Origin of the sequence: Enterococcus silesiacus (genome assembly GCF_001886225.1) — a bacterium.
Lineage (GTDB): Bacteria > Bacillota > Bacilli > Lactobacillales > Enterococcaceae > Enterococcus_L > Enterococcus_L silesiacus.
This window is the reverse complement of sequence record NZ_JXLC01000027.1, coordinates 35,853-58,200: the sequence shown is the minus strand read 5'-3', so window position 1 is coordinate 58,200 and position 22,348 is coordinate 35,853. Positions and strand designations below refer to the sequence as shown.

Sequence of the window (22,348 nt, the reverse complement as noted above, 5' to 3'; positions counted from 1 at the left end):
CTTGCCAGCGTTCATTGATTGGTTTCGCCCAACTCATATTTAAACGAGTCATATCAAACGTTCCTGTCGCTGGATTCCATGCCTTACAATTGGCAACTTGATTCAAGCCTGCACTAAATTCCGCTTCACATGCTTCATAGTCGGAAAAAATAGTTATGGAATGTGCATTGTATTCATGAAACTTCCTCAATTTTTCTTGACGCTTCTCAATAGTCTCACACGCATTGATATAACGCCGCTCTAAATCAGGGCGCATTGTTTTGGCGGTACTCATCTGTTGCTCAACATCTCGTTTCACTTCTTCAAAACGAGCAATTTGTTCTAAAATTTCATCTTCGATCGTATCAATGCCACAAACCATGCTCTGATAATCGCTTAGCAAGTGTTTATTGGCACTTTCTAGCGCTTCTCCTGTCATTATAGCAGATTGACACAACGGTGTGTATGCCACCATAAAATAGCTTTTAGCTGAATCATAGGCCTTACTGGATAAAGGCGCTGATAAAAATGACTGAATACTCGTTTGCAGTGAAGCAATGGCTTGACTTGCTTGATTGTTCATTCGAGAAGCTTGATTAGCTTGTGCTTGAACTTCACCGATATAAAAATTAAGTCCCATTTGACTCTCCCTCCTTTTGCTTCCAAAAAGAAGTTTGTTCTGCACTTACTGATTCTTCTTGATCTAACAACAATCGATATTCTTTTTCTAGCTCAACTTGTTGCTCTTCAAGTTCTCGTTGCACTTTTTTAGCTAGATAAAGACTTTCGTCTCCTCGGTCTTGGTAAAAAGCACGTTCCTCTGCCTCACAACTATTCAAAACAAATTCATACGCTTGTTGCTCTTTTTGCTGTAAGTAGAAAAAAGCTTCTTGTTGCTCTTCTACTTTGCGTTTTTCTTTCTTGATACTTAGCTGATCTTCTTGCAACTGTTCAATACGCATGCGGAATTGATAATTTTTTTGGTCATATTCAACTTCGTTCATCGAAAACCTCCTAATATGAAAGTGAAACGAGCTCGTTCAACTCCGACTGGAAAATAGGAAAAATCGCTTGTGGTGCTTTTTACCACAAACTATTTTTATCTTTTTCCCGAGGAATTAGCTCGTATAGCTAGATCAAATTATTTAAATTTGTTAGTTGAGTGATGTTCTGATCAACTTTTTCAAATTCTTTCGCAACAGAATGAATATTATTTCCAGCTGAAACGACGCTAGAAGATAGAAGTTTTAATCCCTGTTCATATTTATTCATTGCTTGTTTTGCATTTGCGTTGCCCAAGACGTTGGTTCCTGATGAAACGGTTGATGCACTGATACTATTTAATGCACTAGCTGATTGACTGAAAGAAGCTGAAATTCCTGCTGCAATGCTTGTGTTACTTGAAATTGCCATATATAAACACCCTTCATCTTTGTGATTATATTACAATTATAGCGAACATAAATTTAAAAATAAATAACTTTTTAGGTAATTAAAAAAACTTTTTAAACATCTTGGATTTCTTTTAGGATTCATTATATAACAAATAATACGAAATGAGGTTTCAAAGTGAGTTATAGTTGGAGGGGTTAGAAAAAAATTTGTTATTTTTCCTTATATATAAGAGAGAGGGTTTTGGGTGTTATTTAATCGTGAAATGTAAGATTTTTTATTGCGAACAGCTGTTTTTTTCGGTATACTAATAGCCATAGGATAGAAATAATTAACAAGGGAAATAGTAATCATTCACTTAGCACGAAATGAGTGAATTAGATGTAGTTTCTCTTAACGATAAAACTAAATAATTGGCACTTCCTGATCTGGCTACCAACCAAACTAGTGAAGTTTTGATTAAACAGAACGACCTGCTTAAGCAAATCGCCAATAGTGTATGTCATTTTCTTATTTTTACATTCTTTTGTATGCTAGAAGACTACCAACCTTCTCCTTTCAAGTACAGACGAGTAAAAATAGACGTTCTTTGACTTGCCTATTGTCAACGATTGCAGGGAGTCTGTGATCGTTTTTTTGTTGCTATCCTATAAAATTTGAGAAAAAGAATAAAAAAAATAGGCACTTCATCTACTGGTACCACCCAGTAAATGAAGCCCCGAATAGACAGAACGACCTATCTATCCAAGTTGCCTGATTACTAGTACCGTAGCACTAGCTTCTTTATTGTACCTAATTTTTGTAAGAATTTCTAGACAGTTTTTGAAATTTCTTCAAATTGGGCTAAGAAACGCGCTATAGTCTTTTAGTCATCCCAACGATAGAGACGGCAATCTCTATCGTTTTTTCTTTTTCTCAATTGTTGATTGTTGCTTAAATAAACAATAAAAAGGAGAACTTACTTATGAAAAATTCTGCACTTTGTATTAAAGCTGTTCCTTATCAGGATATTATTGATCTTAGAGATACGCTTGAACGATTGCAATCATGGCAAGAACCGTTGGCGGTTTTGGAGAAGTATTTTACGAATCCAAATACGCCGATTAATAAGAAACAGGTTGTGAAAGATTATTATGCTTGTTCAAAACTTTTCCAAACTTTTAATACAGAGTTTAAAAAGCTCAACTTAACTGCTGAAAAACAAGCATCAAAAATTCAAGAAGTAAATGTAAAATAATTACTTATGCAATAACAGGGGCTCTATAAATCAGCCCCTAAATTATATAATTACTTATTCTCTGCCATTTTTTTAAAAACTTGATCATGCTTATCCATAAAAAAATCTATATCAGATGAAAATGTTCCTAATAGATTTTCCGATTTAATCACTAAAGATTTTTCTAATGAGACTTGTCCATCACGAATAATAAAATCTAGTTTATCACTTTCATTTAAGGATAATGCTTGAATTACTTCATTAGGTAAAGATATAACATATGTACTACCATGCTTTCTTATTCGCTCAGATTTTCTTATTCTTTTAGTCATTTTTAGTTCCTCCATGATTTTATTTATTAAAATCACCTTTTTTCAACTTTCCCAATCAAGTTTTTTACCATCATTATTTCATAAGGCTCATTTATCGGGAAAAATCCACCCACTGTTTTAAACCCTAATTGAAGATATAAATGCTGCGAGTACTCTTCACTGGAAGTTGATAGCATAAGTTCTTTAAACCCTTGAACGAACATTTCACGTTCAAAAAAATGCATTACATCTGTCCCATATTGTTTACCTCTAAAAGGTTCCAAGATAAACAACATATCCACAAATGGAATAGACTCCCAAAAGAAACTAAATCTAAGCCAACCAATCATTTCGTTTTCTTCAATAATCAGAATTCTATTTTCCTCAATGGCTAATCGAAGTCTTTCCTGAGGTATGTGAGCATCATGCATCTTTAAAAAATCTAGATCCATTAATGTTGCATAACGTATCATCCTTGATAACCTTCTTTCATATGCCTTTATAGATTGATTATACAATAAAAAGTATGTTTCATTTCTTAATTATTCACACCTACAAAAAGATGAGCTAAAACTATTCAATAGTTTTAACTCATCAATCTTTGCTTATTTTATTTCCCAGTAACCGAATCCCAAAGTCCACTAAAGAAGCCTTTAATATTCTCCCAAAGTCCTTTAGATTTCTCTTGAATTTGTTCTTTCGTTTTAGACAAATCGAGTTGATTTACAAAATCTTCAAAAATATTTTTATCTTTCATATCACTCATCAATGTCGTCAATTCTTTCACCTGATCTGATGACATCACATCTTTGATCCCTTGACTTTGCAAGGCATTTTCAACTGTTTTTTGAATATCTGCTTGGGTCAAGTTTTTGCCATCAGCAGTTTTGGCAGCCAATTCTTTTTTCGCTTGTTCTTGTGCTGCATTCAAGGCTTCATCGGAATAGCCATCTTTGTCTTTATTTTCTTCTGTGATCTTAGATAGTACATCCATTTCGTCCTGTGCAACGCCTACACGGTCTCGATTGATTATCCCACCAGATTCTTCGACGATTTTATAAACACCTGCTAAAGCACCTGAACCATCGATTGGCACAGCGGATGCAACGGTTAATTTAGCATCTGTTATCCCAGCAGTTAATGCTGCATTTTGATACTGAGCTTCTGTAATTTTGGTAATATTTTTAGGTGTAGCGATATCTACAGAGATTCCAGCCCCTTTTTTCTGAGTTTCCATCCGAACAGAGCTATACACCGCCCATTCTGGTGTAAAACCACCATCAGGGATAAAACTCATAAGGTCTTTTCCTGTCGTTGTATATTGTGGTGTTTCACCTTTAATACCTAATTCTTTTAACGTAAAGTCCTTTTGCTCTTGGGTCAGTGCGTTACCTAAGGCAACTGCGTTGATTTGTAGAGTCTGCTCAGAACTTTGCGTAGTCTCTGTATTACTAGTACTTACTGAAGTACTTTCTGCTGCGCTACCTTGTGTTGCCAATGCTGTTTTTCCAGTGTATAAACCTGTAGAGATCAACAATACTGTCATCGCTACAGTGAGTTTTTTTTGTTTGTTTTTCATAGAAGCCTCCTAAAAGATTTACTAGTTCCTTACTATACAACAATAGTTTTAGTTATTTCTTAAGATACATCAGGTTTAAGAAATTTTTATTGATTTTCTTTTAACACTCTCATTCTACCATCTTCATAAGGTTTACAGCTTATAAAAGCATCCTAAATGACAATTTCTAATCAACGAGTGAAAAATCGTAAAATACCTAAAACAAACACTGAACTAATGAATGGAATTACTTTGTAAATTTGGCAATCAAGAATTCTGAACCACACCAATAATCGCAATGATTAAAGTTTTTGCTTGTATTCTAGTAGACAACGTTACTGAAATGATAGCAGTCATTACAATTCAATTTATACAAAAAAGCCACATCTAAACAGAAGTTGGCTTTTTTCTAATAAGGTTCTTTTCTATTCCATAAAACTGAAGAAAACAAAAATGACCTCATTACTACGCTAATGCTCTTTTTATAAAATCAGTTTTACTACAATCGATAAAGAATATACTAAAACTAAAACGATGAAAATTATTCTATCTTTTACGGTCAACTTCTTCTTGAGATCCAAATAAACAAAAAGAGCTGACACAAAAAGCATAACTATTGAAAATAATGTAGACAATAAATTTAGCATAACTATTCTCCATCTTTCTAGCTTTGCCAAGACTTAACCTTATACACTACCGCCTAAGCCATGTTTAAAATAACTACTTGATCTCTATTTTTATCGCAACTAAATTTAATTTATTTTACCATTAGAACGAAATACATTCAACATACTTATCTATTATTTTTTTGGACAAAAAAGCTTTCGCAATTCAGAATAAATTCTGAACAGCGAAAGCTTCTAATTACTATTTATTTCGTATACTCTTTAACCAAGTCAATAACTTCTTCCATTGTATCGCAGTCATTCAACGCACGATCCGCAAGTTCAGCCATTTTCTTAGTGTCTAGACGTTTCATTAAGCTACGAGTTTGAAGAATAGATGTCGCACTCATTGAGAACTCATCTAAGCCCATTCCTACCAATAATGGTACAGCCATTTGATCGCCACCCATTTCTCCACACATACCAGTCCATTTACCTTCTGCATGAGATGCATCAATCACGTTTTTAATCAAACGTAGAATTGATGGGTTATATGGTTGGTAAAGGTAAGAAACGCGTTCGTTCATACGGTCTGCTGCCATCGTGTATTGAATCAAATCATTTGTTCCAATACTGAAGAAATCAACTTCTTTGGCGAATTTATCCGCAATTACAGCCGCTGCAGGAATTTCAATCATGATACCGACTTGAATCGTATCAGAAACTTTAGTTCCTTCAGAGACTAATTTTGCTTTTTCTTCTTCAAAGATTTTCTTCGCTGCTCTAAATTCTTTTAACGTTGCAACCATTGGGAACATGATACGTAAGTTACCGTGAACAGAAGCACGTAATAATGCGCGCATTTGTGTACGGAACATTTCGTCACCACGTTCAGATAAGCTGATACGTAATGCACGATAACCTAAGAACGGGTTCATTTCATGCGGTAATTGAAGATACGGTAATTCTTTATCTCCACCGATATCCATTGTACGAACCACGACAGGTTTGCCGTTCATGCCTTCAAGTACTGCAGTGTAAGCTGTATATTGTTCATCTTCTGTTGGGAAATCTGGAGAATCCATGTAAAGGAATTCTGTACGATATAAACCAACAGCTTCAGCACCATTGTTGTGTACGCCTTCTAAATCTTTAGGAGTACCAATGTTCGCAGCTAACTCGATGTGTTTACCATCAGCAGTTACTGTTTCAGCATTTTTAAGTTTTTCCCATTCAACTTTAAGATCAGCGTATTCTTTGCCTTTTGCTTCAAACTCAGCTTTTTCAGCATCTGTTGGGTGAACGATCACATCGCCATCGATTCCGTTAACAGCTAAAATATCGCCTTCTTTGACTTTGGCAGTGATTTCTTTTGTTCCTACGATTGCAGGAATTTCAAGAGAGCGAGCCATAATCGCTGAATGTGATGTACGTCCGCCAATATCTGTTACGAATGCTTTTACATACGTGCGGTCTAATTGAGCGGTATCACTTGGTGTTAAGTCATGGGCAACCACAACGACTTCTTCGTTAATCATTGAAGGATTAGGAAGAGTAACACCTAATAAATGAGCTAAAATACGTTTTGCAACATCACGAATATCAGCCGCACGTTCTTGCATGTAGGCATTATCATCCATAGCTTCGAACATACCGATATACATATCAGTTACTTCTTTTAACGCTGATTCAGCATTAACTTTGTTATCTTGAATGTTTTGTTTGATTTGACCGATCATTTCAGGATCTGATAAAACCATTAAATGTGCGTCAAATACTTGTGCTTCTTCTTCACCAAGGCTTTGCGCTGCTTTTTCTCTGATTGCTTGCAACTCAGTCGTAGATTTTGCTAAAGCATCATCTAAACGGCCTTCTTCAGCAGATATATCATCTACAGATTTTTTGTCGAAAGATAAATCAGGTTGAACTAACAGGTAAGCTTTAGCGATAGCAACACCATCACTTGCGGCAATTCCTTTTAGCATTTCAGACATTATTCTGACAATCCTTCTTTTTGCATTGTGTCTACGATTGCTGCTAATGCATCAGCTTCGTCAACACCATCAACTGAGATTGTTACGTCCGAACCTTGGCCAACGCCTAAAGACATAACGCCCATGATTGATTTAAGGTTAACAGATTTACCTTTGTATTCTAAGTTAATATCTGAGTTGAATTTACTTGCAGTTTGTACTAATAATGTAGCTGGACGAGCGTGAATCCCTGTTTCTGCTACGATGTGAAAATCTTTCTTTTCCATATAAATCGGTCTCCTTCGTAAGTAAAATAATTTTTTATGTTAGGGTTTTCCTTTCTTGATACGTTTCAAGTGAAACTAGAATCTGGATAATACCCTTTCAATTTTTAAGATTACCATTTTTTGTGAGTAGTTACAACACTTTTCACCTATTTTTTATCAAATGAAACGATCAATTATTTTTCTTCCTTCATATAATGATATATAATTCGTCCATTTAATCCAGCTTCTCCGACAAAAGACATTCGATCGGGTAAATTTTTCCAAACTTCTCTAAAGGCTGTAAAATCTTTTGGTTCGATAATGAGTTCAGTAATAGTTCCTTCTTTTAAGGCGTTGATTTGTTCTTCAAATCGATTTTCATACATTGATTAATCACAGCTTTCACTTTTATTTTTAGACTGAAGATATTGTATGACAAAAATAGATATTTGTCTAAATTATTATCATTGTTCATATAAATAAAAGTTGCTATTTTTATAAAAACATAATAATTTTCATTATAGGAAAAGTAACATTCTTATCAATATGATTTTTTCACTTAATTTATTGAACCATTCCAGAGTTCAATTGCTTGATTCTTGTCCAAAAGATGCTATAATATTCTCAAAGGTCAAAAATGGTCAGCAGACTATTCGACCTATTTAAATGACTTTGAACTATCATTAGTCTTACTTTGAAAGGACGTGTTTTATCCTATGATTTGTCAAAATTGTCAACAAAATCCAGCAACGATCCACTTATATGCAAATGTTAATGGTCAAAGAAAACAATTGGACTATTGCCAAAGTTGCTATCAAAAATTAAAAGCACAAGCAAACGATAATCAACCAACAATGTCTCAACAAGATCCATTTGGTTTTGGAAGTTTAGATGATTTATACCGCTCTTTATCTCGTCAAATGCAGGAACAACAAGGGAATCCTAACGGTCAGACCCCTCCTACTCAATTTGGTGACGGCAACGGTCAGCCTCCAAGAGGTGGTGCTGGTCAATCGAATGGTTTATTAGGCGAGTACGGTATCAATATTACACAAGCTGCTAAAAATGGTGATGTTGATCCAGTCGTCGGCCGTGACGAGGAAATCAAACGAGTGATTGAAATTTTAAATCGTCGTACAAAGAATAACCCTGTCTTGATCGGTGAACCTGGTGTTGGTAAAACTGCAGTTGTTGAAGGTTTAGCTCAAAAAATCGTTGATGGCGATGTTCCGCAGAAACTATTAGACAAAGAAGTTATTCGTCTAGATGTTGTTTCATTAGTTCAAGGAACTGGTATTCGTGGTCAATTTGAAGAGCGTATGCAAAAATTGATTGAAGAAATCAAGCAAGCTGAAAATGTCATTTTATTCATTGATGAAGTACATGAAATCGTCGGTGCAGGTGCTGCAGGTGATGGTAACATGGATGCTGGTAATATTTTAAAGCCAGCACTCGCTCGTGGTGAGCTACAAATGGTTGGTGCAACGACTTTAAATGAGTATCGCATCATCGAAAAAGATGCTGCCTTAGAACGCCGGATGCAGCCCGTTCGTGTAGATGAGCCAACCGTAGACGAAACGATTGCGATTCTTAAAGGTCTGCAAAAACGCTATGAAGACTATCATCATGTGAAATATACAGATGAAGCAATCAAAGCCGCTGCAACTTTATCTAATCGTTATATCCAAGATCGTTTCTTACCAGATAAAGCGATCGATTTATTAGATGAATCTGGTTCTAAAATGAACTTGACCATCCAAATCGTCGATCCTAAAACAATCGAGAAAAAACTTGCGGATGCTGAACAACAAAAACAACAAGCTTCTGCAGAGGAAGATTTTGAAAAAGCGGCTTACTATCGTGACCAAATCAATAAATTACAAACAATGAAAGAAAAACAAATCAGCGACGAAGAAACACCTGTGATCGGTGAGAAAAATATTGAAGCCATCATTGAACAAAAAACAGGGATTCCTGTCGGTGATTTAAAAGAAAAAGAACAAACACAACTGAAAAACCTAGCTGTGGACCTAAAAGCTCATGTCGTTGGACAAGATAATGCAGTTGATAAAGTCTCCAAAGCCATTCGCCGTAATCGCGTTGGTTTAGGGAAACAAAATCGTCCAATTGGCTCCTTCCTATTCGTAGGGCCGACTGGTGTTGGTAAAACAGAATTAGCCAAACAATTAGCTTATGAATTATTCGGTTCAGAAGATTCAATGATTCGTTTTGATATGAGTGAATACATGGAAAAACATAGTGTCTCTAAATTGATTGGTTCACCTCCAGGCTATGTTGGTTATGATGAAGCAGGACAATTAACTGAAAAAGTTCGCCGTAATCCATACAGCTTGATCTTATTAGATGAAATCGAAAAGGCTCATCCAGATGTCTTGCATATGTTCTTGCAAATTCTTGATGATGGACGCCTAACTGATGCCCAAGGCAGAACAGTTAGCTTTAAAGATACAATTATTATCATGACAAGTAACGCTGGAACAGGTAATGCAGAGGCAAATGTCGGCTTCGGTGCTGCCCGCGATGGTCTTACAAAATCTGTTTTAGGACAGTTGAATAACTTCTTCACACCAGAATTCTTGAACCGTTTTGATGGTATTGTTGAATTTAAAGCATTGAGTAAAGAAAACTTAATGAACATCGTCGGTTTGATGCTGGATGAAGTCAATGGTTTACTTGCTCATCAAAAAATCCATATCAATGTGCCAACGGATGTTAAAGAAAAATTAGTTGATTTAGGCTATGATCCTTCAATGGGGGCTCGCCCACTACGTCGGACGATCCAAGAACAAATTGAAGACGGCATTGCCGAATACTTCCTAGATCATCCAGAAGAACATCAATTGATCGCTAAACTAGATGATGATGGAAAAATTATTGTCACTGGCGAAATAACCACAGATCCTAGTGATATCAACGAAGCAACTACAGAAAAAGAATAAAAAGTGAAGTCAATCAGGCAAACTGATTGACTTTTTTGTGTTTTTTAAGACAAATTTCTTTTTATTTGAGCTAAAAAAATTTATAATAAAGATGAGTAGATTTATATCAAATTTTAAGAAAGTTTATTCCAGCCCGATTAATTCTGTGAGTACTCTGCTTTTTATTATTAATGTAAAAAAGAACGAAGTTGAGGTGAAAAAAATGAAATTAGTCAATGTAACTAATAGCTACAAACAGTTAGTCAATAAACAACTAGAAAATACCGATGCATACTTTGTTAAAGTTTATTCAGCGGGTAACACGACCGTCGTTTATACAGAAGCTGCACAACATGCTGAAATATTGATTGTAAATAAGAAACGCGCCGTTCGAAAGACAGAAATCAATGAGGTTTTAGCTTATTTCTTGAAACGCATTCCAAAAGAAAAATATGACCGCAATCAAATTTCGATCATTGAATTAAAAGATGTGATAGAAATTTCGATTCCGATGACTTCTAGCCTTGTTGAAAATTAGATAACTATAATAAAAAACCAATTTATCAGTGATAGGATAAATTGGCTTTTTTTATTTACTTTAGGATGTGTTTTTTATAGTAAAGATACAATTTATCGACAGAACCACTCATCAAAATATCCTGTGCTCCTTCGATCTGTTCTTTTGTCCAGTCAAACCATCTCAGCTCTAATAGCATATTGATTTCGTCATTAGAGAATCTCTGTTTAATCACTCTCGCTGGATTACCACCAACGATCGTATACGGTGGAATATCTTTTACCACCATTGAACCAGCTGCAATCACAGCTCCTTCACCAATCGTAACACCTGGCATGATCATCGCATTCATCCCAATCCACGCATCACTTTTAATAACTGTATTCCCTTTTGGCTCATAAGATTTCTCTACATGACTCGCAAAAGGATAAACAGTAATCCAGTCTGGATGGTGATTATGATTACCACCCATCAAAATCGTGGCACCAGCCGCAATACACACATAATTTCCAATGATCAATTTATCTAGATGCCAACCCATGTCTTTTACCGGATCAAAGGCTGCTCTTGTCGATGGATCTCCCCAAAGATAACGAACACAACCATTCTCGAACTCTTGACTGCCATAATAGCCAGAGTAATAAGAACACTCGCCTACCTCGATCAATGGATTCGTCACCAAATCCTTTAAGTACATTGTGTCTGACCATTTTTCAAAATTATGATTATTTGTCATTTTTCTTCCTCGCTTCTAAGTTTGATTTTTCTTTTGACTTAGAAGCGTATTACCACTGAAACATTTTTTAATTGTCTTAAACGACGACTCATATTTATCACTCCAATAATGTTGTTGATTATACGTATAACTTACTTTAATGTCAAATAATAAAAAAACCATTTTTATCAATTCAGAATCGATAAAAACGGTTATGATCATTCATTTAAATATACTCTTACATCAAACTCTTCAATTCAACATCTGGATATTTATCCGCAAACCAACGCATAGCAAATTGATTTTCAAACAAGAACAATGGTTGGTCAAAACGATCGCGAGCTAAAATATTTCGACTAGAACTCATTCGTTCATCTAAATCAGCTGGATCGATCCAACGAGCGATTTTTGAGCCCATTGGTGTCATGATCACTTCAGCATTGTATTCATTCAGCATACGATGTTGGAACACTTCAAATTGCAATTGTCCAACAGCCCCCAGAATATATTCTTCTGTTAAATAGGTTTTATATAGTTGAATAGCACCTTCTTGAACGAGTTGATTAATACCTTTATGGAATGATTTTTGTTTCATCACATTTTTAGCACTGACTTTCATAAATAGTTCTGGCGTAAATGATGGTAGTTCTTCATACTGAACTTTTAATTTTCCTTCGTACAGCGTATCACCAATTTGATAGTTACCAGTGTCATAGATTCCGATAATATCTCCGGCTACGGCTTCCTCAACATTTTCTCTGGCATCAGCCATAAATTGTGTTACATTACTTAACTTGATTTTCTTACCTGTTCTACCAAGAATAACGTCCATGCCACGTTCAAATGTGCCTGAACAAATCCGGACAAAAGCAATCCGATCTCGGTGAGCAGGATTCATGTTGGCCTGGATCTTAAACACAAAGCCAGAAAATTCTTCTTCATAAGGGCTAACTTCTTCCCCAGCTTCAGTCTTATGAGCATAAGGCGCGGGAGCAAACTGTAAGAAAGTTTCTAACATTGTCTGTACCCCAAAATTGGTTAAGGCTGAACCAAAGAAGACAGGTGTTTGATCCCCACGTGCGATTTTCTCCGTATCAAATTCATCGCCTGCTTCGACTAATAGCTCAACTTCTTCCAATACTTGTCTATAAACACTGTCTTGGTGTAATGGCAAATCACTTGGAATATCACCATCCACTAATGGAATAAAGCGTTCACCATTATTATTTTCAGGTCGATAAACTTCTACACGTTTGTTGTAGATATCATATAACCCATGCAGCCCTTTTCCCATACCGATTGGCCAATTCATTGGGTAAGATTCAATATCTAACAATTCTTCTAATTCTTCAAGTAACTCTAACGGTTCACGACCATCTCTATCTAATTTATTGATAAAGGTAAAAATCGGGATTCCACGCTTTTTAACAACTTGGAATAATTTCTTTGTTTGGGCTTCGATCCCTTTAGCGCTATCAATTACCATAACGGCGCTATCCACGGCCATCAAAGTCCGATACGTATCTTCTGAAAAGTCTTCGTGTCCAGGTGTATCTAAAATATTGACACGTTTTCCATCATAATCAAACTGCATCACAGAACTGGTTACAGAAATTCCTCTTTGTTTTTCAATTTCCATCCAGTCAGATTTTGCAAAGTTCCCTGTTTTCTTACCTTTAACAGTTCCAGCTTGGCGGATCGCTCCCCCAAATAATAAAAGCTGTTCTGTGATCGTCGTTTTACCAGCATCTGGATGGGAAATAATCGCAAATGTACGACGGCTATCTACTTGTTCTTTTAAATGTGGATTATTCATTTGTTACTCCAATCTATTATTATTTTCTAAGAAAAAACATCATTTTTTATTTAAAGGATCTCTACATCGGAAAATTCTCCCTACTCTTTATTATTCAACTAGTGTAGTATATCATGGAATTACCGTAGTTTTCAAAGTCTTTAGCTAAGTTTCAGAAAAAAATCGAAGAGATCAAAACAAAACTCAATGAATTTTGTCTTGATCTCTATTAATTGGGGAAGAAATAAACCTTAGATTAAATAACTAAAAAAACTAGCTTTATTACTAAGAATTGTTTTACACTTAACTAAATCAAGTATAAAGTCAGCTCTCCAATAGTGCAAATGTCGTAAATTCGTGACTAAAGCAGTTATTCATTTTTTATATACGTTATTTTTCAATCATATATAACTTATATTTCAACATTATCGCCAATACCATCGTTATTAAATAATCATTTTTTTAATAAATTATTCAAATTAAGTCCATACTTTTTACTTTATTGATAAATTTACTTTAAAGGAGAAAAAAATGCTGGAAGCCATGATGTTAGAAGATACCGCCAAACGAAAATTGATTTTATTTAAATTATTAACTCGATTTTCTGATAAAGAACACAGTATCAATTTTTTTGAAAATAAGCTCGATTACTCATACAGTCGAGTCGTTTATCTGCTAGAATTGCTTCAACAAGATCTCACAACATTAGCTCATGAAAAGATTGAAATACTTCATGACAGTGGGGTTTGCTATAAACAAGATATGTCCTATGATAGATACTATCAGTATTTAATTACTCAAAGTATTCCTTATCAATTGCTAATTTCGATTCTCTTTTATCCAACGGATGATTTAACTAAGTTTTGCGAGAAAAATTACCATAGTAAAGCGACTGTAGTTCGAAAATCTAAGTTATTAAGTGACTACTTTAAACAATTCAATATTAAGATGAACACGTCTCAATTAACTCTTTATGGTGATGAACGCGTTATTCGAATAACGTTATATACATTAATTTGGCTCGCTTCTCAAGGGACCCATCTACCAAAAATCCCAAACAATCCAATCGCTTATGAAGACATTACCAAAGTAATCAGTCCGTATTTCCCTGATAGCTACAGCTATTCTGCGGATAAACAAATCACTCTGATACTGGATATCATTTATCTAAGAGTATTGTCAGGTAATGTATTGACAGAAAAAACAACGATCGATCCTTATATTCCAACAAGTCCCATTTATGCAAAAATTTTCTTTGGTGATTTAATCAGTGAAACAAATCAATTGGCAGCTGAAGCCCAATATGCAGCTTATTTGTTGATTGCTACGCCGAACTTTTTTAGAAATAATGACCACCGTCTTTCACTATTGGGCACCTATTTAGACACTCATATCAATTCGGCTACTAAACTATTTGAAGAATTTTGTACGTTATTTGGTGAAAAATTTATGCCTAACGACTTTTCTTGGGATGATGCTCCGATTCTTTTTGGGAATACAGCTAATATTATTTTCTCAACAGCGATCAGTGAACAACCATTTCCAACATTATTTCACTTGATCAACCATTCTTTATATTCAAAAAATGAATACTACTATCAATTGTTAACGCATTTTAAAGCTTTGTTTCAAAAAATTGCCAAAAGAAAGAACTTTGCTTGGCTCAAAAATAACATTGAGCAATTATCAGATACTCTGGCTGCTTTACTCGTTCCGCTTTATGAATCATTTCAAGCAAACAAGGTCGTACGTATTGCTTTAATCGCTGAGTCGAACTACTTACTTATTCAACCGTTGACGCAATTTATTGAGGAGTTGCCATTTGTTCAATTAGTCGCCTATGAACAGAATAAATTTTCTTCTTTAGATTTTATTGTGGCTACCTCATCTTATTTAATTCCAGAAGAATGCCATTTACCATCATTTGTTTTTCGCTTCTCAGCAAATAATGATGAACAATACATTGGTCTCTACCAAGCGATCAAAGCGGTGCATAATACCAAAGGTGTCAATCCAAGCTAAGAAAAAAGAAGAAGGCTGGGACGTAACTCTACGAGTCACATCCCAGCCTCAAAAACTCCAGATAAACTGCTGGAGTAAAAGTAGTTCTTTTATCTTCTTGGCTCGTCATCTTCCATTTCTTTACGGAAGAAACGACGGTATTCTTCTGGTTCTTCATCAACGATATCTTCATCATGGAAAACAACTTTTAACGCTAAAACACGTGTTCCTTCCATTTCTTCTGAGGTCAATGTAAGATTACCAACATCAAACGACAGTTTCTCCTCTTCATCAGGAATCGTACCTAATGCCGTTATTAAATACCCTGCCATTGTATCAACATCACTCATGTGTAAATCTGTTCCAAACACTTCATTGAATTCATCAATCAGCATTCTTCCTTGAACTAAATACTCGTGATCATCGATCTTAGCATATAAATTTTCGACTTCATCTGTCTCATCATCAATTTCTCCAACAATCTCTTCTAGTAGATCTTCTAATGTAGCTAAACCAACCACACCACCATATTCATCTAATAAAATGGCCATTTGATTTTGCGTTCGTTTTAGTTCATACAATAGATCGTCAATAAAAATCGTTTCTGGAACAAACAGCGGTTCTTGGATAATATTTTTTAGTTGAATCTTATCAAAGCCTAATTTATGGGCTGCTTTTAATAAGTTCTTAGTATGAAGAACACCAACGATTTTGTCTTTATCTTCGTTATATACTGGAATTCTTGAATAATTTTCTGATAACACTGCATCGATATTTTCTTGGATATCATCGGAAATATCAATCATAAATGCATCTGTACGTGGAACCATGACTTCACGTGCCACTTTTGTATCTAAAGAAAAGACACCTTGGAGCATTTCCAGCTCATCATTATCTAAAACACCTTCTGACTCCAACATATAACGCATTTCATCACGCGTCATTTTTGAATCAGCATCATCAAATTTCATTGGTGTAATCTTTGAAAGCAAATCCGTTGAAGCAGATAATAACCATACGAACGGTTTAGCAACAACGCCGATCACACGCACAAATCCTGATGTAGCTTGAGCTACTTCTTCTGATTTATTCATTGCAATTCGTTTTGGGTATAACTCACCAAAAACGATCGAGACATAGGTCAATAAAGCTAAAATAATAATATTTGCAATATTTTTCGCTGCAGCGCCACCGCCAAGGACAGGTGCTAATTTGGCTGATAATGAATCCGCTAATGAGGCACCAGATAAAATATTGACTAAAGTGATACCAACTTGGATCGTCGATAAAAAGCTTGTAGGATCTTGCAAAACTTTTAATAATTTCTTAGCCTTTGCATCGCCTTCTTCAGCCTTTTGTTCGACACGATTCTTATTTACAGAAACTACCGCGATTTCTGATGCTGCAAGAAAAGCGTTGATCAATGTTAAAACAACCAATAGTAAAATTTGCGCGATAAGCGACTGACTCTCGGGGTCAGCATTATTCATAATGTTTTCTCTCCTTAAATGTTTGCGGGAATGGACAATCGAGCTTTTTCAATAAAAAATAGGGATTGCTGAATAGGATTTTTGTTATCTTATTCATGCTATTTCTCTCAAAAATTTAGTTCGTATAACTGACAATTCCCAAATCTAGAAAGGGTTACTTTCTTTGTTTTAAAAAAACGTGACTACATGAGGTAGTCACGTTAAAATCGTATCACAAACGAGATATGATTTCAATATTCATTAACTATTTTTCCTTACTTTGTGGCGAATTTATTTCGTCGGGAAGATCGAGGATAGGTTGTTCTTCCATTTTATTCTTACGAACCATTTGAAAAACATATACAACGATTGTTTTACACACTGCATAAAATGGCACTGCTAAGAAAATCCCTAAGAGCCCAGCGATATTTCCGGCTACAAGTAAAATAAGAATGATGGTCAAAGGATGGATTTGTAATGATTTACCGATCACGTTTGGATAGATAATATTGCCATCGATTTGTTGTACAATCAACACAACCAGACAGCAAAGTAGTGCTTTAACTGGTTCATCAAAAACTGTGACAAAAACTGCTGGAGCTAGACCGATATAAGGTCCTAAATAAGGAATCAAGTTGGTCACACCAGCAATGACACCGAATAAAAATGCATACCGGACACCAATCAATGAATAACCAATAACAGTAAACGTTGCAACGAACAAACACTCAATCGCTTGACCGCTAATATAACTTGATAATGTTTTATTCAATTTACCTAATAATTCAACAATATCATCTTGTCGTTTTTCAGGTAAAACACGTTTAATTCCTGGGACCATCCGATCCCCATCTTTTAACATGTAAAATAAAATAAATGGTGCTGTGACAATGATGATCGTCGTTGAAGCAACTGTCGATACGATCGAACCTAAACTGCTGGATAATCCAGTAATAAACTGCTGAATAATTTTGCCATAAGAAATATCCAATTGATCAATATAGTTCGTCAAATCAAAATCTTTAAAAATAGGCAATCCAGCCATTTGGTAAACCCAGGCTTCCACGTTTTTAAAAACATCCGGCATGTTAGAAGCCAAACTGGATAATTGGGATACTAAACTAGGAATCACACTAACTAAAATCAACACAAGCGCTACAATCAAGAGTAAGAATACAATTAAAATCGCAAAAATTCGCTTCATATTCGTTTTCATCAATAAATTGACGATTGGATTCAAAATATAATACAAAAATCCTGCTACTAAGACTGGCGCAAATAATGTTGAAAAAAATGTTCCGATTGGCGTGAAAATGAAATTAATCTTTGATGATACAAAAATCAATGTGGCAATAACCAGTAATTCTGCTGACCAAAAAAATAACTTTGACTGTCTTAAACGTTCAAACACAGATTCTCCTCCTTAAATAGAGCATAACGAACTAATTTAGATGCTATCTCTTTCGAAAAAATTTTCATCATTAGAAATCTATACGTCTTTATTTATAGATTTTAGCATAAAAAACCATATAATAGTATAGCAATACTTTTTACAGTTACATATTAGCCGTTTCCTATCACATGCTAGTTTCACTTAGGAACTAGTATGAAAAAAATGATCGCATCATATCGCCAATCACTGCTTTTTAAATCAACAACCGTTTACAAAACAGTGGTATAATGATATTATTTCCACAAATGTAAAAAGGAGTTTTTTAATGTTAAAAAAAATAATTGTCAATTTGGCATTAATTACAGCTTTCAGTTCTATGACAAGCAGTACTACCGTTTTTGCTGACAGTACTTCAACTGATATGTCCCAAAATGCAAGTCTAGGTAGCGACTCAACAACTGAAAGTACTAGTGAATCATCCCTTAGTACAGAAGCAACTATCACAAGTCCTGAACAAACAATTGAGTCTAGTCAAAGTGATCAAGAAGGTACCACCACAAGCCCTTCTCCTCTTTATAACAATGAAGATGAATTAAGAAAACAATTTGAAACTGATTCTCGCAATCAAGTCTTATCTTTTGAAGAATACAAGTCATTTATTGAAACATTAGCCAGCTTATCGCCTTCGCCTTCTCAATATACTGCACCTGAAGTGCGTTCGCTATTTAAAGCAAGCAATCAAAGAGATCAAATTGTAGCTGAGGCAAAAAAACATATAGGTAAACCTTATACACAAAATTATCCTGACCGCTTAGGACCAAATAAATTCGACTGCTCAGGTCTGTCTCGTTATGTATTTTTACAAGTAACTGGAAAAAACATTGGGGACTGGACTGTACCTCAAGAAAAATCGGGTACTAAAGTCAATATTTCTAAAGCGAATATTTCTCAATTAGAACCAGGTGATCTACTTTTTTGGGGAAGTTCAGGCGCAACTTATCATGTAGCGATATATATTGGTAATGAGCAATATATCCACGCACCTAATTTTGACACGAATGTTGAACAATCACCGATTTGGTGGTCAGCATTTCCGCCAAGTTTTGCACTAAAAATGAACCTTGGGAATTCTAATCCACAAGGAAATCCTATTAATGACGGTAGCTATGTCACAATCACCCAAAAAGGCTACAATCTATTTAGTTCATTTAACTGGGCTAAGAAAAATACTTCTGATAAATTACTCACTAATACATACCAAGCCAAATACAGATATAATCATTCTAATGGTGATACTTATTATTCTTTATATGATAGTAAAGGAACTTGGCAAGGCTATATAAATGCTAAAGCTGTAAAAAAAGTAGACGGAAAACAAGGTCTTTGGTTGTATAATAATGAATTCGTTACTGTCACCAAAAAAGACTCTACTATTTGGGGCAATATCAATGATTTCTCTGCTAAAAAAGGTAATACTAACAGCCTTTATCAAAAAACCTATCATGCACAAGGGAAGTACAATCACTTTTCTGGTGAGGTCTTCTATTCCTTATATGATAATAAAAATGTTTGGATTGGGTACGTTAATAAAAAAGATGTCGCAAAAGCGGACGGTAAACAAGGTATTTGGATGCGTAACAATGAATACGTAACGATTACAAAAAAGGACTACACTATTTGGGGCAATATCAATGATTTCTCTGCTAAAAAAGGCAGTACTAACAGTCTTTATCAAAAAACTTATCATGCGCAAGGTCGATACAATCATTTTTCTGAGGAAGTTTACTATTCTTTATATGACAACACTCAGAAGTGGATAGGTTATGTCAATAAAACAGGCGTATCAATTAAACATTGACCTATCACTTAGTTATTATAAAATTCAAAAATTACTTCAGATATGTTTTGGGCTCCAGATCCGAATTAAAAATAGTAAAAAACTGCTATTTAAATAAAATAATAATTTTTCTCCTACTCTTGATATATAATAAACAAAATAATTATAACTGAGGTGCTAAATGAAAATCGTCCACACAAAAGATACCATGAGCGATATCTACTTGGATGCTGTTAAAATCCGCCGTCAAGTGTTCATGCAAGAGCAAGGTGTTCCTGGTGAGATTGAAATCGATAAATACGAAGCGGCTTGTATCCATTTTATTTTGTACGGTGATAACAACGAAGCTATTGCTACTTGCCGCTTATTGCCGTTAGAAGATAGTTTGATAAAATTACAACGGATGGCTGTTCAAAAAGAGTTTAGAGGTAATGAGTATGGTCGCTTGATTGTAGAAGGTGCTGAACAGTTTGCCAATGAGCAAGGGTACAACGCTATCACTTTAGGCGCACAAATCACAGCTCTTGGATTTTATGAAAAAATGGGGTATATCAAGGAAGGCGAAATGTTCCTTGATGCAGCTATTGAACATTATCAGATGAGTAAACAATTTTAGTTTTTTAGCGAAAATAAAGAAACCAAAGCAAGACTTAACAAAATCTTGCTTTGGTTTCTTTTTCACTTAACATCTTACATTGGCTATTTCTTTGATAGCTCTTGGTATCGCTTATACCAGATATCTACATAGGCTTCAGAGAATGGGCCTTTTTCATTATTAATCCAATCGACCAACGTCTTGACATTTTCTTTTAGAATAAAATCAATATCTTCTGGATAATCCATAATTTTACTGTGGAATTCATATTCATCCACATCCAATAAACGTTTTTCACCATCAGGAAAAACTTTGATATCCAAATCGTAATCAATATACTTCAATGCTTCATCATCTAAAAGATATGGTGACGCTAGATTGCAGTAATAAGAAACCCCCTTTTCCCTAATCATCGCTATTATGTTGAACCAGTATTTTTTATGGAAATAAACGATAGCTGGTTCCCGAGTAACCCAACGACGTCCATCAGACTCTGTCACCAAAGTATGATCGTTTACGCCGATCAAAGAATACTCACTTGTTTTTAATACCATAGTATCTCGCCATGTTCGATGCAAATGCCCATCGTGTTTGTAACTTTGGATCGTTACAAATTCACCTTCTTTTGGAATTGCCATAGTCCCCCAACTTTCCCTAGTACGAAAAATCGCTTCTAACAGCTGATTGCTCTTCGTTTGGGTGTTCATTACACCGATATCAATATAATTATATCATAATTTTCAACTTTGCATACTAAGGAGTTTGCTTTCTTGTCAGAATGAGGAGGAACTATTAAAATAAATGGTTTGATTTTAGTTTTTTGAAAGTTAAATAGGGTGATTTTGAAGAATGGCTGGCTCTTTAACAAAAGTTCAACAAATTTTAAGTTCAGATAAACAAACAGCTTACTTTTTCAATCTACTAGCTCTAAACAGAGCTAGACTGGTTGAAGCTGGGTATACAGGGAGGCAGCTATCAATTTCAATCCACTAGCTCTAAACAGAGCTAGACTACGCCAGCACCCCCAGGGATCAACGGCGCAATCGATTTCAATCCACTAGCTCTAAACAGAGCTAGACAGAGAAGTATTTTGCAAAGACTGAGGAGGAACAAATTTCAATCCACTAGCTCTAAACAGAGCTAGACATTTTATCCAAAATTATGAGGGCAACTGGTTGAATTTCAATCCACTAGCTCTAAACAGAGCTAGACATGAATCAATGGTAGTTAACGAAATGGAAACAAAAATTTCAATCCACTAGCTCTAAACAGAGCTAGACGTAGCCATTCAACGTGTTTTCAAGGTTCCAGAAATTTCAATCCACTAGCTCTAAACAGAGCTAGACGAACGTTATGGGGAATTTGGAAAACTCTGTCGATATTTCAATCCACTAGCTCTAAACAGAGCTAGACTCTTGCTTCTTGTACTGCTTCAAAATTGTCATGATTTCAATCCACTAGCTCTAAACAGAGCTAGACCAAACGCTGCTCAATCAATTCCTGATCCGGATCTATTTCAATCCACTAGCTCTAAACAGAGCTAGACATCTGCCAACGTGCTTGCATCTTTCCCCCATGCTTATTTCAATCCACTAGCTCTAAACAGAGCTAGACAGTTAAGTATGATTTTTTTTCTTTTTATGCAAAATTTCAATCCACTAGCTCTAAACAGAGCTAGACGCTTATCCATTAATTGCTGGTTGGGCCATTGGAATTTCAATCCACTAGCTCTAAACAGAGCTAGACTTCATTGAGGGGTTAGTAACCTATTTAACTAATATATTTCA

At 35.2% G+C, this 22,348-nt stretch carries 20 protein-coding genes and 1 CRISPR repeat array (1 of these 21 running past the window's edge); of the genes, 6 read left to right on the top strand and 14 right to left on the bottom strand.

Annotated elements, in window-relative coordinates:
• The 3 genes from RV15_RS15405 to RV15_RS15395 all read right to left on the bottom strand — a co-directional run.
• Positions 1-619 (bottom strand): T7SS effector LXG polymorphic toxin (locus tag RV15_RS15405; RefSeq protein WP_071878899.1); only part of this gene is annotated, 619 nt, incomplete at its 3' end.
• Positions 609-983, bottom strand: a complete 375-nt coding sequence (locus RV15_RS15400; RefSeq protein WP_071878898.1) for a DUF3958 family protein — start codon at positions 981-983, stop codon at positions 609-611. The genes RV15_RS15405 and RV15_RS15400, both read right to left, overlap by 11 nt.
• A 127-nt stretch (positions 984-1,110) precedes the next feature.
• Positions 1,111-1,392 (bottom strand): TIGR04197 family type VII secretion effector, encoded by a 282-nt coding sequence (locus RV15_RS15395; protein ID WP_071878897.1) that lies wholly within the window; start codon positions 1,390-1,392, stop codon positions 1,111-1,113.
• A 943-nt stretch (positions 1,393-2,335) separates the two neighbouring features.
• On the opposite strand from RV15_RS15395, the gene RV15_RS15390 reads away from it, so the two are divergent.
• The gene (locus RV15_RS15390) at positions 2,336-2,608 is read left to right on the top strand and encodes a hypothetical protein (protein WP_071878896.1); all 273 of its coding nucleotides are present in this window, start codon (positions 2,336-2,338) and stop codon (positions 2,606-2,608) included.
• Positions 2,609-2,658: 50 nt separating this feature from the next.
• Here RV15_RS15390 and RV15_RS15385 read toward each other — a convergent pair whose 3' ends face one another.
• From RV15_RS15385 to RV15_RS15360, 6 genes are all read right to left on the bottom strand, one after another.
• Entirely contained in the window at positions 2,659-2,919 is a 261-nt protein-coding gene (locus tag RV15_RS15385) for an AbrB/MazE/SpoVT family DNA-binding domain-containing protein (protein ID WP_071878895.1), read from the bottom strand.
• A gap of 32 nt (positions 2,920-2,951) precedes the next feature.
• Positions 2,952-3,371, bottom strand: a complete 420-nt coding sequence (locus RV15_RS15380; protein WP_071878894.1) for a GNAT family N-acetyltransferase — start codon at positions 3,369-3,371, stop codon at positions 2,952-2,954.
• A gap of 137 nt (positions 3,372-3,508) precedes the next feature.
• On the bottom strand, positions 3,509-4,477 hold the full coding sequence (locus RV15_RS15375) for a DUF1002 domain-containing protein (RefSeq protein ID WP_083429216.1): 969 nt from the start codon (positions 4,475-4,477) through the stop codon (positions 3,509-3,511).
• A gap of 850 nt (positions 4,478-5,327) precedes the next feature.
• Positions 5,328-7,055 (bottom strand): phosphoenolpyruvate--protein phosphotransferase, encoded by a 1,728-nt coding sequence (gene ptsP / locus RV15_RS15370; protein WP_071878893.1) that lies wholly within the window; start codon positions 7,053-7,055, stop codon positions 5,328-5,330.
• Entirely contained in the window at positions 7,055-7,321 is a 267-nt protein-coding gene (locus RV15_RS15365) for a phosphocarrier protein HPr (RefSeq protein WP_071878892.1), read from the bottom strand. The genes ptsP and RV15_RS15365 overlap by 1 nt, the downstream gene beginning before the upstream one ends.
• Positions 7,322-7,494: 173 nt before the next feature.
• A complete protein-coding gene (locus RV15_RS15360; RefSeq protein WP_071878891.1) occupies positions 7,495-7,686 on the bottom strand; it encodes a hypothetical protein in 192 nt (63 codons plus the stop codon).
• A 330-nt stretch (positions 7,687-8,016) separates the two neighbouring features.
• Between RV15_RS15360 and RV15_RS15355 the strand changes: the two genes are divergently transcribed.
• Together RV15_RS15355 and RV15_RS15350 are read left to right on the top strand one after the other, a co-directional pair.
• Positions 8,017-10,260 (top strand): ATP-dependent Clp protease ATP-binding subunit, encoded by a 2,244-nt coding sequence (locus RV15_RS15355; protein WP_071878890.1) that lies wholly within the window; start codon positions 8,017-8,019, stop codon positions 10,258-10,260.
• A 202-nt stretch (positions 10,261-10,462) separates the two neighbouring features.
• Entirely contained in the window at positions 10,463-10,777 is a 315-nt protein-coding gene (locus tag RV15_RS15350) for a DUF1827 family protein (RefSeq protein ID WP_071878889.1), read from the top strand.
• A gap of 55 nt (positions 10,778-10,832) precedes the next feature.
• On the opposite strand, the gene RV15_RS15345 is transcribed toward RV15_RS15350, so the two are convergent.
• Together RV15_RS15345 and RV15_RS15335 are read right to left on the bottom strand one after the other, a co-directional pair.
• Entirely contained in the window at positions 10,833-11,492 is a 660-nt protein-coding gene (locus tag RV15_RS15345) for a CatB-related O-acetyltransferase (RefSeq protein ID WP_071878888.1), read from the bottom strand.
• 217 nt (positions 11,493-11,709) lie between these two features.
• Positions 11,710-13,287 carry a peptide chain release factor 3 gene (locus RV15_RS15335; protein ID WP_071878886.1) on the bottom strand — a complete coding sequence of 526 codons (1,578 nt, stop codon included), beginning with the start codon at positions 13,285-13,287 and terminating at the stop codon, positions 11,710-11,712.
• 510 nt (positions 13,288-13,797) lie between these two features.
• On the opposite strand from RV15_RS15335, the gene RV15_RS15330 reads away from it, so the two are divergent.
• Positions 13,798-15,288, top strand: coding sequence for a helix-turn-helix domain-containing protein (locus RV15_RS15330; RefSeq protein ID WP_071878885.1), 1,491 nt, complete (start codon positions 13,798-13,800; stop codon positions 15,286-15,288).
• Between the two features lie 89 nt (positions 15,289-15,377).
• Here RV15_RS15330 and RV15_RS15325 read toward each other — a convergent pair whose 3' ends face one another.
• Together RV15_RS15325 and RV15_RS15320 are read right to left on the bottom strand one after the other, a co-directional pair.
• Positions 15,378-16,757, bottom strand: coding sequence for a hemolysin family protein (locus RV15_RS15325; RefSeq protein WP_071878884.1), 1,380 nt, complete (start codon positions 16,755-16,757; stop codon positions 15,378-15,380).
• 244 nt (positions 16,758-17,001) lie between these two features.
• Positions 17,002-18,147 (bottom strand): AI-2E family transporter, encoded by a 1,146-nt coding sequence (locus tag RV15_RS15320; protein ID WP_071878883.1) that lies wholly within the window; start codon positions 18,145-18,147, stop codon positions 17,002-17,004.
• Between the two features lie 307 nt (positions 18,148-18,454).
• Here RV15_RS15320 and RV15_RS15315 point away from each other — a divergent pair, with 307 nt between their 5' ends.
• Positions 18,455-19,987 carry a C40 family peptidase gene (locus RV15_RS15315; protein WP_071878882.1) on the top strand — a complete coding sequence of 511 codons (1,533 nt, stop codon included), beginning with the start codon at positions 18,455-18,457 and terminating at the stop codon, positions 19,985-19,987.
• Between the two features lie 160 nt (positions 19,988-20,147).
• On the top strand, positions 20,148-20,582 hold the full coding sequence (locus RV15_RS15310; RefSeq protein WP_071878881.1) for a GNAT family N-acetyltransferase: 435 nt from the start codon (positions 20,148-20,150) through the stop codon (positions 20,580-20,582).
• A gap of 83 nt (positions 20,583-20,665) precedes the next feature.
• Here RV15_RS15310 and bph read toward each other — a convergent pair whose 3' ends face one another.
• On the bottom strand, positions 20,666-21,199 hold the full coding sequence (gene bph, locus RV15_RS15305; RefSeq protein ID WP_025872814.1) for a biofilm phosphatase Bph: 534 nt from the start codon (positions 21,197-21,199) through the stop codon (positions 20,666-20,668).
• A 272-nt stretch (positions 21,200-21,471) separates the two neighbouring features.
• Positions 21,472-22,348: a CRISPR direct-repeat array (repeat unit 33 nt; unit sequence ATTTCAATCCACTAGCTCTAAACAGAGCTAGAC); it runs 1,172 nt beyond the window's last position.

Excerpts from the sequence above, each read along its gene's own strand:
- RV15_RS15400 (WP_071878898.1), bottom strand. The coding sequence starts at position 983 with ATGAACGAAGTTGAATATGACCAAAAAAATTATCAATTCCGCATGCGT.
- RV15_RS15395 (WP_071878897.1), bottom strand. The coding sequence starts at position 1,392 with ATGGCAATTTCAAGTAACACAAGCATTGCAGCAGGAATTTCAGCTTCT.
- RV15_RS15390 (WP_071878896.1), top strand. The coding sequence starts at position 2,336 with ATGAAAAATTCTGCACTTTGTATTAAAGCTGTTCCTTATCAGGATATT.
- RV15_RS15385 (WP_071878895.1), bottom strand. The coding sequence starts at position 2,919 with ATGACTAAAAGAATAAGAAAATCTGAGCGAATAAGAAAGCATGGTAGT.
- RV15_RS15380 (WP_071878894.1), bottom strand. The coding sequence starts at position 3,371 with ATGATACGTTATGCAACATTAATGGATCTAGATTTTTTAAAGATGCAT.
- RV15_RS15375 (WP_083429216.1), bottom strand. The coding sequence starts at position 4,477 with ATGAAAAACAAACAAAAAAAACTCACTGTAGCGATGACAGTATTGTTG.
- ptsP (WP_071878893.1), bottom strand. The coding sequence starts at position 7,055 with ATGTCTGAAATGCTAAAAGGAATTGCCGCAAGTGATGGTGTTGCTATC.
- RV15_RS15365 (WP_071878892.1), bottom strand. The coding sequence starts at position 7,321 with ATGGAAAAGAAAGATTTTCACATCGTAGCAGAAACAGGGATTCACGCT.
- RV15_RS15360 (WP_071878891.1), bottom strand. The coding sequence starts at position 7,686 with ATGTATGAAAATCGATTTGAAGAACAAATCAACGCCTTAAAAGAAGGA.
- RV15_RS15355 (WP_071878890.1), top strand. The coding sequence starts at position 8,017 with ATGATTTGTCAAAATTGTCAACAAAATCCAGCAACGATCCACTTATAT.
- RV15_RS15350 (WP_071878889.1), top strand. The coding sequence starts at position 10,463 with ATGAAATTAGTCAATGTAACTAATAGCTACAAACAGTTAGTCAATAAA.
- RV15_RS15345 (WP_071878888.1), bottom strand. The coding sequence starts at position 11,492 with ATGACAAATAATCATAATTTTGAAAAATGGTCAGACACAATGTACTTA.
- RV15_RS15335 (WP_071878886.1), bottom strand. The coding sequence starts at position 13,287 with ATGAATAATCCACATTTAAAAGAACAAGTAGATAGCCGTCGTACATTT.
- RV15_RS15330 (WP_071878885.1), top strand. The coding sequence starts at position 13,798 with ATGCTGGAAGCCATGATGTTAGAAGATACCGCCAAACGAAAATTGATT.
- RV15_RS15325 (WP_071878884.1), bottom strand. The coding sequence starts at position 16,757 with ATGAATAATGCTGACCCCGAGAGTCAGTCGCTTATCGCGCAAATTTTA.
- RV15_RS15315 (WP_071878882.1), top strand. The coding sequence starts at position 18,455 with ATGTTAAAAAAAATAATTGTCAATTTGGCATTAATTACAGCTTTCAGT.
- RV15_RS15310 (WP_071878881.1), top strand. The coding sequence starts at position 20,148 with ATGAAAATCGTCCACACAAAAGATACCATGAGCGATATCTACTTGGAT.
- bph (WP_025872814.1), bottom strand. The coding sequence starts at position 21,199 with ATGGCAATTCCAAAAGAAGGTGAATTTGTAACGATCCAAAGTTACAAA.